Annotated in this window: 10 protein-coding genes; 3 read left to right on the plus strand and 7 right to left on the minus strand. The window is 64.7% G+C overall.

Features of this window, described 5'->3' with window-relative positions; genetic code table 11:
• Positions 1-111: 111 nt before the first annotated feature.
• Entirely contained in the window at positions 112-1,533 is a 1,422-nt protein-coding gene (gene gltX, locus B5D38_RS18155) for a glutamate--tRNA ligase (RefSeq protein WP_078709858.1), read from the minus strand.
• 107 nt (positions 1,534-1,640) lie between these two features.
• Between gltX and B5D38_RS18160 the strand changes: the two genes are divergently transcribed.
• The gene (locus B5D38_RS18160; RefSeq protein WP_078709859.1) at positions 1,641-4,001 is read left to right on the plus strand and encodes a ComEC/Rec2 family competence protein; all 2,361 of its coding nucleotides are present in this window, start codon (positions 1,641-1,643) and stop codon (positions 3,999-4,001) included.
• Between the two features lie 2 nt (positions 4,002-4,003).
• Here the strand turns inward: B5D38_RS18160 and lexA are convergent, their stop codons facing one another.
• From lexA to B5D38_RS18190, 6 genes are all read right to left on the minus strand, one after another.
• Positions 4,004-4,750 (minus strand): transcriptional repressor LexA, encoded by a 747-nt coding sequence (gene lexA, locus B5D38_RS18165; protein WP_078709860.1) that lies wholly within the window; start codon positions 4,748-4,750, stop codon positions 4,004-4,006.
• An 86-nt stretch (positions 4,751-4,836) separates the two neighbouring features.
• Positions 4,837-6,039, minus strand: coding sequence for a molybdopterin molybdotransferase MoeA (locus B5D38_RS18170; RefSeq protein WP_078709861.1), 1,203 nt, complete (start codon positions 6,037-6,039; stop codon positions 4,837-4,839).
• Complete coding sequence (gene moaC, locus B5D38_RS18175) at positions 6,036-6,533, minus strand: cyclic pyranopterin monophosphate synthase MoaC (RefSeq protein ID WP_078709862.1); 498 nt, start codon at positions 6,531-6,533, stop codon at positions 6,036-6,038. The genes B5D38_RS18170 and moaC overlap by 4 nt, the downstream gene beginning before the upstream one ends.
• Complete coding sequence (trpC, locus tag B5D38_RS18180; protein ID WP_078709863.1) at positions 6,530-7,339, minus strand: indole-3-glycerol phosphate synthase TrpC; 810 nt, start codon at positions 7,337-7,339, stop codon at positions 6,530-6,532. Before trpC ends, moaC begins: the two co-directional genes overlap by 4 nt.
• Positions 7,336-8,367, minus strand: a complete 1,032-nt coding sequence (gene trpD, locus B5D38_RS18185; protein WP_078709864.1) for an anthranilate phosphoribosyltransferase — start codon at positions 8,365-8,367, stop codon at positions 7,336-7,338. Before trpD ends, trpC begins: the two co-directional genes overlap by 4 nt.
• A complete protein-coding gene (locus B5D38_RS18190) occupies positions 8,364-10,253 on the minus strand; it encodes a peptidylprolyl isomerase (RefSeq protein ID WP_078709865.1) in 1,890 nt (629 codons plus the stop codon). Before B5D38_RS18190 ends, trpD begins: the two co-directional genes overlap by 4 nt.
• Positions 10,254-10,479: 226 nt before the next feature.
• Here B5D38_RS18190 and tpiA point away from each other — a divergent pair, with 226 nt between their 5' ends.
• Together tpiA and secG are read left to right on the plus strand one after the other, a co-directional pair.
• Entirely contained in the window at positions 10,480-11,238 is a 759-nt protein-coding gene (tpiA, locus tag B5D38_RS18195) for a triose-phosphate isomerase (RefSeq protein ID WP_078709866.1), read from the plus strand.
• A gap of 96 nt (positions 11,239-11,334) precedes the next feature.
• On the plus strand, positions 11,335-12,000 hold the full coding sequence (gene secG / locus B5D38_RS18200; protein ID WP_078709867.1) for a preprotein translocase subunit SecG: 666 nt from the start codon (positions 11,335-11,337) through the stop codon (positions 11,998-12,000).
• The last annotated feature ends 158 nt before the right edge of the window (positions 12,001-12,158 follow it).

Here is a 12,158-nt window from a genome sequence, read left to right on the forward strand (position 1 = left end):
GGAACGGAGCGATTTGCTGCCGATTTTGGGTACCGCAAAGCGCTGTAAGTCACAAGTTTTGCAGCGCACAAGACGAGCCGGCGCCCGCGAGCGCCGAAGCTCACATTTAGATCACTTTATCTGATCGTGTAGACGCCCGAGCGCTTCTTCGCGTCCGAGAACAGCTAGAACATCGAAGACCCCGGGCGACGTAGTTCGGCCCGTGAGCGCGGCCCGGAGCGGCTGTGCCGCCTTGCCAAGCTTCAACCCGTTCTTCTCGGCGAAATCGCGAACGAGGCCTTCCAGCGTTGGTGCAGACCAGTCCGATGCCGAAGCAAGAACCGCAGCGAGTTCGACAAGCAGAGCGCGACCCTCATCGGTGAGAAGAGCCGCTGCCTTCTCGTCGAGCGACAGGGGCCGCTCCGCGAACAAAAAGGCAGCACCGTCGGCGAGTTCCACCAGCGTTTTCGCCCGGTCTTTCAACCCAGGCATCGCCGCCAGAAGTTGGGCGCGTACGAAGGCGTCGTCCCTTCCTTTCAGGATAACGCCGTTGGGTAGGAAATCCCGCTCGACCATCAGCGTCTCGACAAGATCGGTATCGCTCGACGCGCGAATCCAGTGACCGTTCAGCGCCTCCAGCTTGGCGAAGTCGAAGCGTGCCGCGCCCTTGTTGACATCCACGATGTCGAACCATGAAACCATGTCCTCGGTGGACATGATCTCGTCGTCGCCGTGGCTCCAGCCGAGGCGCGCGAGATAGTTGCGCAGCGCCACTGGCAGATAGCCCATCCCACGATAGGCCTCGACCCCCAGCGCGCCATGCCGCTTCGACAGTTTGGCGCCATCCGGTCCGTGGATGAGGGGGATGTGGGCCATCTGCGGCACCGGCCAACTCATGGCGTCATAGATGAGCGTCTGGCGCGCGGCGTTGGTCAGATGGTCGTCGCCACGGATGATGTGGGTCACGCCCATGTCATGATCGTCCACAACGACCGCCAACATATAGGTGGGCGTGCCGTCCGAACGCAGCAGGACCAGATCGTCTAGATCCTTGTTCGGGAAGCGAATCTCGCCCTGAACCATGTCCTGGACATGGGTTTCGCCGTCGAGAGGCGCCTTGAGCCGAATAACCGGCTTTACGCCTTCTGGCGCCTCGGACGGATCACGGTCGCGCCAGCGTCCGTCATAGCGGGGAGGCCGCTTCTCGGCCCGCGCCCGCTCGCGCATCTCTTCCAGTTCCTCGCTGGTGGCGTAGCAGTAGTAGGCGCGTCCACGACGAACCAGTTCTTCCGCCACCTCGCGATGGCGCGGCGCGCGCTCGAACTGCGAGATCGGCGCCTCGTCCGCATCGAGCCCGAGCCAGGCGAGGCCGTCGATGATCGCCTGAACAGCCTCGGGCGTATAGCGCTCGCGGTCTGTATCCTCGATGCGCAGCAGCATCTTGCCGCCCTTGCCACGCGCATAAAGCCAGTTGAAGAGTGCGGTACGCGCACCACCGATGTGCAGATAACCAGTCGGAGAGGGCGCAAAACGGGTCACAACGCGATCTGGCATCGCGAGACCTCCAGTTGAATGAGAAAAGCGTATCCGATCTTCTCGGATCAGATTTGATGTCGCGGTGTGTATCATAGGCCCGGAAAGACACAAGGCAGCAGAAGCCGATGCGGACCGCTGAAACCCAAAGACATGCGGCAGAGCATCGGCGACCGATCTTCACCCGCCGCTATGCGCCACGCGGTGGCTCGTCTGATGAGGAGGGTGACGGCAGGCAGGGCTGGGCGGCGGTGCTTGGCGGCTGGATGGAGGCCGAGTCGGCGGCGCGCAGTGGCTTCTTCCTCCTTCCGATCGGCCTGATCCTCGGGGTCCTCCTAACTTATTGCGGCATGCCGCGGTGGCCCTACGCCGTCAGCTTCGCCCTCGCTGCGGCTCTCCTTCTCCTGAGCCACAGGCTTCAACGCCCGCTCGCCAGAACCTTGGCCACGCTCGCGGCCTCGATGATGCTGGGCAACGGACTTGCGGTGCACGAACTCGCAACGGTCGAGACGACAGTTCTTTCCGGTGAGGTTACGACCCGGATCGAGGGCAAGGTGATCTGGCGCGACCGCGACGATCGTGATCGCGTCCGATACCGGGTGCGTGTCATCTCGACGGAACGACCGCGCTTGAGTCGCCCTCCGGAAGAGGCGCAGATCCTGGTGGCGGCGAAGCATTCGGAGCTCGCGGTCGGGCAGACCTATCGCGGGCTGGTGCGCCTCAAGCCCCCGTCCGGCCCCGCGCTTCCGGGCTCCTATGATTTTGCCTTCACGCCCTTCTTCGAAGGCCTCGGCGCCTATGGCTACGCCTTGGGCGCTCCGGAGCCGCCAACCGGAGATGCGGAACTGGACCTCGCGCTTCGACTGACTCGTCTGCGCCTGGCGATCTCCGATCATATCCGCTCCATCCTGCCGGACGAGTCCGGCGGCGTCGCAGCGGCCATCGTCACGGGCGAGCGATCCGGCATCTCCGATCGCGTCGACAACTGGCTTCGCCAAAGCGGGCTGTCTCACCTGTTGGCGATTTCCGGCCTGCACATGGCTCTCGTCGCAGGTTTTGCCCTGACGCTGACGCGCGCGGCGCTGGTCGCCATTCCGGGACTGCCGCTACGACATCCCATCAAGAAGTGGGCGGCCGGGGTCGCCCTGATCGTCGCCGGTCTTTACCTCCTCATATCAGGAGCGAACGTGGCGACGCAGCGGGCTTTCGTCATGCTCGCGATCATGCTTCTCGCCGTGCTTTTCGACCGGCCCGCGATCACGTCCCGCAATGTCGCGTTGGCCGCCATGATCGTTGTTGCGATGACGCCGCACGCCGTGATGACGGCAAGCTTCCAGATGTCCTTCTCGGCGACGATCGCTTTGGTCGGGGCCTACGGCACCTTCACGCACCGTTCCCGATCGTCCGGAAGACGCGGAATTGCGATCAAAGCATCCTATTCCGTCGTGCTATTCTTCGCCGGGATCGCCATATCGTCGATCCTCGCCAGCCTCGCCACCGCCCCTTACTCAGCCTATCACTTCCAGAGAATCGTGCCGCTCGGCCTCATCGCCAATCTCCTCGTTTTGCCGGTCTTCAGCCTCTGGATCATGCCCCTTGCGCTCCTCGGCATGGTCTCGATGCCGTTCGGTCTCGATGCGATGTTCTTCCGCCTCGTGGGACAAGGCCTCGAACTCGTATTCCGCATGGCACAGATGGTCTCCGACACCATCCCGACCTACGACACCGGACTTGTTCCGCCGCTCACGCTTCTGTTGCTGACGGCCTCGCTGCTCGCCGCCTGCCTGCTCGTGAGCGGACTGCGCCTCGTCGCGATCCCGCTCGCTTTCACGGGCTTGATCATCGCGCGAACGGGACCGCCGCCACCGGAGTTGTTGATCTTCGAGGACGGCAAGGAAATCGCGCTGGTCGACGAGGACGGCGGGCTCTCCTTCCGCAAGAAGCGGCCCAACACATTCGTTGCGGACCAATGGCGCAAGGCGCTGGCGAGCGGCGAAGGGGCTACGCGGGAGCCTGGGTTCATCTGCGATGACCATGTCTGTCAGGGAAAAACTCGCAGCGGCCTGAGGGTCTTTTGGACCGACGACTACAAGCTCACCGGCCGCGCCTGCGACGAAAGCGATGTCGCGATCGTCGCCAGAGCGATCAACCTTAAGGTTTGTCGCTCGGGAGCGGCTCTGGCGACACTCAAGACCTTGCGCGAGAGCGGCTCGCTTTCGGTGTCGCGGGACGGACCCAAGGGCAGGGCGCTCGTTACGCCCGCCATAACGAACCCGGTTTCGGACTGGAACGCTCACCGCCTGGCGCCGTGGCCGGAGCGCTGGCAACGAAGCCAATCCAAGGATGACGCCGGCCCGTCGGTTCCTCACGAGGAGCATCCGTCTCGCGACACGGAGAACGGCGGGAGCGATGCAAGTCCATCCAAAGCGCCGGGTAGGGGCAATCGAACGCCGGGCGAGCCGACAGCGGATCAGGAGCAGGACCGTTAGGTTCAGTACCGCCGAATAAGTCCCACCAGTCTGCCCTGAACCTTCACCCGCTCCGCGCCGAAGATGCGCGTTTCATAGGCCGGGTTGGCGGCTTCGAGAGCGATGCGGTCGCCGCGCCGCCGAAAGCGCTTCAACGTCGCCTCTTCGTCGTCCACCAGAGCCACCACGATCTCGCCCGGCGTCGCGGTCTCTGTCCGGCGGATCACCACCGTATCGCCGTCGAGGATGCCCGCCTCCACCATCGAATCGCCCTTCACCTCGAGAGCGTAATGTTCTCCTGATCCGACCATATCCGGCGGGAGAGGGATCGAGTGGGTCTGATGCTGGATCGCCGAGATCGGCACGCCGGCGGCGATACGGCCCATGACCGGAATGCTGACAGGGCCATTTTCGGTTTCAGAGGCGAAGGCCGGGCGCCGCCCGGCGAGGGGAGCGACCCGCGGCGCGGGGGCGCTCACTTCGGTCCGGGAATCGCGGCTGCCTTCGATCACGCTTGGGGTGAACCCCGCCCGCGCTTTGGCCGCCGGCGGCATCGAGTCCGGCAGCTTCAGAACCTCCAGCGCGCGCGCTCGGTTTGGCAGACGGCGGATGAAGCCGCGTTCCTCCAGGGCCGTGATCAACCGGTGGATGCCGGATTTCGACCGCAGATCGAGTGCATCCTTCATCTCGTCGAACGAGGGTGGGATGCCTTCCTCCTTCAACCGCTGATGGATGAACATCAGCAGGTCGTGCTGCTTGCGCGTCAGCATCGCGGCGAATCCTTTGCGAAACAAAACCTGAACAGATCTAGCTGTTCCAGTTGTGTTCCGCAAGAGAGTCGCGGCGGTTCAGGGGATCAATCGAGCGGCAGATAAAGGCACGGCTCCCCGGCCTCGGCGGCGGCGGCCGAGATCGGCCTCATCAGCAGCGCGGAGGCTTCGGCGTAGACGGAAAGGAGCGACGAGTCCTGGCGGTCCAGTGGAAAGACCCGGACCTCGCCATCCACTTCAGTCGTCGTGGCACGAATGAAGTCCGACCGGGCTCCGTTGGCGCGGACGGGCGCACCGAGGCGCCCCTTCTGCAGGCCTTGCCGCGCGGAGCGTCCGGCCAGCCGCTCGATGAGAGGCTTCAGGAAAAGCGTCGAGGAAACGAGGCTTGATGCAGGATTGCCCGGCAGGCCGATCAGCCGCGTTTTACCGAGGCGCCCGGTCATGATCGGTTTTCCCGGCCGCATGGCGACCTTCCAGAAACCCAATTCAACGCCTTTGGCGGCATAGACCTCGCCGATGTGATCATGATCGCCGACCGAGACGCCGCCGATGGTCACGAGAATGTCGACACCCTCGTCGAGACCGCGCTGAACACGCTGACCGATGACCTCGGGATCATCCGGCGCGATGCCGTAGTCGAGAGCCTCGCCGCCAGCCGCGCGCACGATCGCGGCGACGCCATAGCCGTTGGACGCGACGATCTGGGATGGGCCAACGGGCGCGCCGGGAGGCACCAGCTCGTCGCCCGTGGCGAGAATCGCGACGCGCGGTCGTTCGCGAACCGGCAGGACAGGGTATCCGCCGCTCGCGGCAAGCGCGAGGGCTCCGGGGCGCAGTAGAGTTCCTGCGGAAAGGAGAAGCTGACCTTCCGAAAAATCCGCTCCGGCGCGCCTGATATGAAGGTTGGCCCGGAGCGCCGACGTCGCCTTTAGTCTCCCATCGGGAAGGCGCTCGGCATCCTCCTGAACGAGGATGGTGTCCGCGCCCGCCGGCACGGGCGCTCCGGTGAAGATGCGGACGGCCTCGCCGGGAACGATCGCGCGCTCGAAAGCGCGTCCCGCGGCCGACTCACCAACGACGGCGACGGATTTACCAGGATCAGAAAGGTCTTCGGCGCGGAGCGCGTAGCCATCCATGGCCGAGGCGTCGAAGCTCGGTTGCGTCCGCTTGGCGATCAAGTCTTCCGCAAGAACGCGCCCAAGCGCTTCGTGCAAGGGAATGTCATCGACGCCGCCCAGCGGTTCTACGCCTTCGAGCAGCCGCTCCAATGCCTCATCGACAGAGATCATTCGTCTTGTCCCGCAGTCCAATGCCCTGATTTGCCACCCGCTTTTTCCAGAAGGCGGATTCCGGTGATGCTCATGCCTCGATCGACGGCTTTCGCCATGTCGTAGACGGTGAGGCAAGCGACGGAGACGGCCGTCAACGCCTCCATTTCGATGCCGGTCTTGCCGGACACCTTGGCCGTTGCGGTGACGCGCACGCCGGGCAGTGCCGGTTCCGGCAGGAGATCGACCTTAACCGACGTCAGCATCAGGGGATGGCAGAGCGGGATGAGATCCGACGTTCGCTTGGCCGCCATGATACCGGCGATTCGGGCGGCCGCGAGAACGTCTCCCTTGGCCGCGTCGCCGGAAACAATGAGCGCCAGGGTCTCCGGCTTCATCAGGACGAGCCCCTCGGCGCGGGCGACGCGATCGGTTTCGGCCTTGGCTCCGACGTCGACCATGCGGGCCTCGCCGCGCTCGTCGACGTGTGTCAGGCGATTGTCAGACTGGCTCATGCGTTTGTGGCTCCGGCTTCGTCCTTCAGAAGGCGGATGGTTGCCGCCGTCACATCGTCCTGGCGCATCAGGCTCTCGCCGACCAGAAACGTTCGGATTCCGACATGCGCCAGACGCTGGCAGTCCTCATGGGTGAAGATGCCGCTCTCGCCGACGACGAGGCGATCCTCGGGAACACGCCCAGCGAGCTGCTCCGCCGTTTCCAGCGATGTCTCAAAGGTGCGAAGGTTGCGGTTGTTGATGCCGACGAGCGGCGATTTCAGCTTCAGCGCGCGATCCAGTTCGGCGGCGTCGTGGACCTCCAGCAGAACGTCCATGCCAAATTCTATCGCCGCCGCCTCCAGTTCATGGGCGCAGGGATCGTCCACCGCGGCCATGATGATGAGAATCGCGTCGGCTCCCCAGGCGCGCGCCTCGACCACCTGATACGGATCGAACATGAAATCCTTGCGCAGCGCGGGCAGGCCGGTTGCCTCGCGCGCGGCCGTCAGGAACTCTGGCGCTCCCTGAAAGGATGGCGCATCGGTGAGGACGCTCAAGCAGGCGGCACCGCCCGCCTCGTACTGCCGCGCGAGGGCGGGGGGATCGAAGTCGGGCCGGATCAAGCCTTTGGATGGGCTCGCCTTCTTGACCTCCGCAATCAGTGCGAATCCGTCCGCCGAAGCGCGCCGCAGAGCGGCGGTAAATCCACGGACCGGCGCTTGTGCCTTGGCGCGCGCGTCAATCTCGGAGAGCGGCACCTGCGTCTTTGCGGCCGCAATCTCTTTGCGCTTGTAGGCCTCGATTCGCTTCAGGATGTCGCTCAAGCTCCGCCCTCCATCGGCTGATTGCTGGCCGCAACCAGTTTGGCAAGAACGTCTCTGGCCGCGCCGCTTTCGATCGAGCGCCGAGCGAGCGCCAGCCCTTCCGAGAGATCCTCCGCAACCCCCGCGACGACAAAGGCGCCCGCGCTGTTGAGAAGAACGATGTCGCGATAGCCATTGTCCGCGCCTTCCAGAACCGAAATCAGCGCGGCGGCATTCTCCCTGGCGTCGCCACCCTTGATGGCTGCCAGCGGATGACAAGCCAGTCCAAGGGATTCGGGTTCCAGGGTGAAGCGGATGATCTCGCCGTCGCGCAGCGCCGCCACTTCCGTCTGGCCGCACACGGTCATCTCGTCGAGCCCGTCGCCATGGACGACCCATGCTGCGCTCGCCCCCAGCGCCTTCAGCGTTTCCGCAATGGGAACCAGCCATTCGGGCGAGTAGACGCCGACGAGAAACTGCTTCACGCCGGCAGGATTGGCGAGAGGTCCGAGGAGATTGAAGATGGTGCGGGTGCCGAGTTCGACGCGGCTCGGCCCGACGAAGCGCATCGCCTTGTGATGATTGGGAGCGAACATGAAGCCGATGTTCGCCTCGCTCAGGGTGCGCGTGATCGCGGCGGGCGTCAGCTCGACATTCACGCCCAGCGCCGACAGGACATCGGCGGCGCCTGATTTGGAGGAGAGCGCGCGATTGCCGTGCTTTGCGACAGGCACGCCCCCGCCGGCGACGACGAACGCCGAACAGGTGGAGACGTTCAAGGTGCCGGCGTGATCGCCGCCCGTTCCGACGATATCCATCGCGTTTGCCGGCGCCGAGACCGGCAGCATGTTGGCGCGCATGACGGAAACGGCGCCGGCGATCTCGTCCACTGTCTCGCCGCGCACCCGCAGCGCCATCAGGAAGCCGCCGATCTGCGAGGGCGTGGCCTCGCCCGACATCAAGATCGAGAAGGCCTGTTCGGCCTCCTCGCGCGTCAGCGCTTGACCGGCAGCAACCTTTCCGATGAGAGGCTTCAGCTGGGAGCTCATCGGACAGCCACCTGCGCCTGCTCGACGGCCTTCGGGTTCATCCGCACCGTGTACTCCTGCTGCATCAAGCCGATGTAGCTTTGGTAGAGATCGTTCTTCATCATTTCGGCAATGCGTTGGCGCTGTTCAGCCGTGACGCTCGACGCGGGATCTGCGGGCGGGTTCACGGCTGTCACCTTGAGGAGAACGCGCGAGTCTTTTGGCGCGGGGGCTTCGGCCACATATCCGGTTTTGCCGGAGAATGCCGCGTTGGCGCCGGCCGGTCCGAGATCGGTGGCGGCCGATTGGCGCGAGACGCCGGTGGCGGTCGAAGTCACAAGGCCGGCCTCGACCGCTATCGTGGTCAGCGAGTCACCCTTTTGGAGACGCTCAAGATACGCCTTGGAACGCTCGGCAAGCAGGCGCTGCGTCTCCTGCTCCTGCCAATCCGCGACCACCTGGTCGTGGACGTCCTCGAGACTTCTGTCGTGAGCCGGCTCGACGCTCTTGACGTCGTAGAACACGTATCCCGATGCCGAGGGCACGTTGATTGGCGCGTTATCGAGTCCGACCTCGCTGTCGAACGCGGCCTTCAAAAGCTCGTCGCTCTCAGGCAGCTTCTCGACCGGCTTGCCGTCGGGGCCTCGGCCCGCGCGGTCGACGGCGGCCACCGTCTTGAAATCGATGCCGGCCTTCTTGGTCGCTTCCTCAAAAGTGGCTCCGCTGGCCCGCGCGTCCTCATAGGTGTCGTATGCCTGAAGAACGGCATCCGAGGCGCCCTCGCGCGCGAGATCGCGACGAATGGCGTCCTCGACTTCGGAGAGCGGGCGCACCGCCTCCGGCTGAACCTCAGTCACGCGGACGAGAGCCGGACCGAAGATGCCAGGGACAACATCACTCACCTTGCCCGATTCGACGTTGAAGGCGGCATCCGCGATCGTCTTGTCGGCAATGTCGCCCTTGGCGACCAGACCGAGATCCGTATCGGCCAGGGAACGCCCCGCTTCTTTGGCGACGTCCTCAAATGAGGCGCCGGCGTCAATTTTCGCCTTGGCCGCCTTGGCCGCGTCCTCATTCGGAAACACCAGCTGCTGGACATGGCGCCGCTCGGGTGTGGTGAAGCGGGCACGATTGTTGTCGTAGTCCTGCTGGACCTGCTCGGACGAGACCGCGGCCGGATCGGCAATGGCCTCCGGCGTCAGTTCGGCGTAGGCGATCGAGCGATATTCGGGCGCGGCATAGCTTGCCTTATGATCCTCGAAATAGGCGTGCAGCGCATCCGCGTCCGGAGTCGCCACCGGCTGGACGAGCGAGGGGGGCAGCATCAGGTAATCTACCGTGCGCCGCTCTCCGTTATAGAGGCCGATCGCGGTGTCGATCACCGACGGCGCCGCGGTCCCCTCTGCGATCACGTCGACGATCTGGCTGCGGACTGCCGCCTTGGCGCGGTTCTCGATATAGGCGTCCTCGTTCAGTCCCAGCTGATTCAACACCTGCCGGAAAGCGCCACGAGAGAAATTGCCGTTTTGATCGTGGAACGAGGGGTCCTCGGCAATCAAATCGGCCAGGCGATCCTGGGAGAGACCAAGATTGAGGTGTCGGGCCTGCTCGCTGAGTACGGCGTCCGCCACGAGCTGGCTGAGCACCTGCTGATCGACGCCCGCCTGCTGGGCCTCCTCCTTGGTGAGACGTCGTCCCATCTGCTGGGAAAGAGCCATCTGCGCGCGCTGGTAGGTGAAGACATAGTCGCGGATGGACACCTCGGTGTCGCCGGCCGAGATCACCGTCGTCGGGGTCGTGCCGCGAAACACATCGGCAATTCCCCAGACGCCGAAGCTGATCACGAGAAGGCCAAGGAGCAGCTTGGCCACCCAGCTTCCTGCGGCTTTGCGCAATGAGTCCATCATCTTAATCAACCCTCCTGGCGGTGGCCGAAAGGCGGCCGCCGCACCACGGCACTCGGACGCCGGCGGTCGCCGCACCCGGAACAGGACCATTGGGGCATCGCCGCCCCCGGCCCGGAGCAATCCTATTAGGAAAAAGCGCCGATGGGACGCAAGGCGGATCGATTGATTTCGCAAGGCGAGGGGGCTACCTCTGCCTCGAACTCTGGGCGAGGGAAAGGACAAGACAATGGCGGGACGTCAATTGATCGCCGGCAATTGGAAGATGAACGGGCTGAAGTCGCAATTGAGCGAGCTGACGCAGTTGGTCGAAGCATCCAAGGGCGGCCTTGCCCAGCGCTGCGATATCCTGGTCTGCCCTCCAGCAACCCTCGTCGGCGAAGCAGGCGGCGCCGCCGGCTCCGCTGTCGCGATCGGCGGGCAAGATTGCCATGCGAAGGCCTCCGGCGCCCACACCGGCGACGTCTCTGCCGAGATGCTGGCCGATGCCGGCGCAAGCCATGTGATCGTAGGTCATTCCGAGCGCCGCACCGATCATGGTGAGAGCGATGCAGTGGTGCGCGCGAAGGCCGAGGCGGCATGGCGGGCGGGGCTGGTCGCCATCGTTTGTATCGGTGAGGTCGAGGCCGAGCGCGACGCGGGCGAGACCCTCGATGTTCTCGGCCGTCAGCTCGCAGGCTCGCTTCCCGAGGGGAGTACGGGCAAGAATCTCGTGATCGCGTATGAGCCTGTCTGGGCCATCGGCACCGGCAAGACGCCGACCGTCGGTGACGTGGCGGAGGCCCACGCCTTCATTCGCAAGACCGTGACCGAGCGTTTCGGCGCGGCCGAGGGCGCAGCCATCCGCATCCTCTACGGCGGTTCCGTGAAGCCCTCGAATGCGGCTGAACTTCTCGCTGTGGACAATGTCGACGGCGCGCTCGTCGGCGGCGCCAGCTTGAAGGCCGCGGACTTTATTGCCATCTGCCAAGGAGCGCGGGCCGCCTGAGGCGATTCGCAAGCGATTTGGCGAAGTAAGGTTGGAAAGAGAGGCCGCGTCCTATAAAAGGCGCGCGACCTCTCGATCGGCGTTTGCAAAGATCCCATGGAAACCATTCTCATCATCGTTCATCTGATGATCGTCCTGGCGCTCGTCGTCGTCGTGTTGTTGCAGCGCTCGGAAGGCGGCGCTCTCGGCATCGGCGGCGGGGGCGGCGGCCTCATGTCGGCTCGGGGCGCTGCGAACGCCCTGACACGAACCACGGCCATCCTGGCGGTCTGCTTCTTCCTGACGTCGATCGCTCTCGGCATCCTGGCCGGTTACGGCCGCAAGCCGACCGACGTCCTCAATCGGCTGCCCGAATCACAGCAGAATACGGACGGCAATCTTCTTGATCAGCTCGGCGGATTGCCGGAGGATCAGGAGCAGTCGGACGTGCCGGCGGGCGCGACGCCGCAGACAAGCCCCGCCGCTCCGGCGACGACTGCCCCCGAGCCCAGCTCGTCGGGCGTGCCGACCCCGAACAACGAACCGGCGGCGCCTGCAAATACGGCTCCCAGCGCGCCTCGCAGCGAGAGTGCGCCGACGCCGACCACGACGACGGATCAGCCGAACACAGGAACCGCGCCTGCGGAGCAGCCTGCTCCGGCCGCGCCTCGTGCCACGACAGACACGCCGTCCTCTTCTGAGGCGCCAACAGGCGGATCGAGCGAGTCCTCCAGCGGCAACGTCGAGCAGGATTCGGGCTCCACGCCCACGACACAGCAGTAGCCGGACGACTCGGCACCGCCCGCGTTCATTGGGCTGAAAAGGAAACGATCGGCTCGCCCTTCGTTTCGCCTAAACGGGCTCAAGAAAATTGGGGATGCGGGGCGCCTTTGGCGCCCCGCTCTCGTTAAGGCCGTTTTTTGGGTGGCCAAATCCAACTG

It is taken from the genome of Consotaella salsifontis (genome assembly GCF_900167365.1).
Lineage (GTDB): Bacteria > Pseudomonadota > Alphaproteobacteria > Rhizobiales > Rhizobiaceae > Consotaella > Consotaella salsifontis.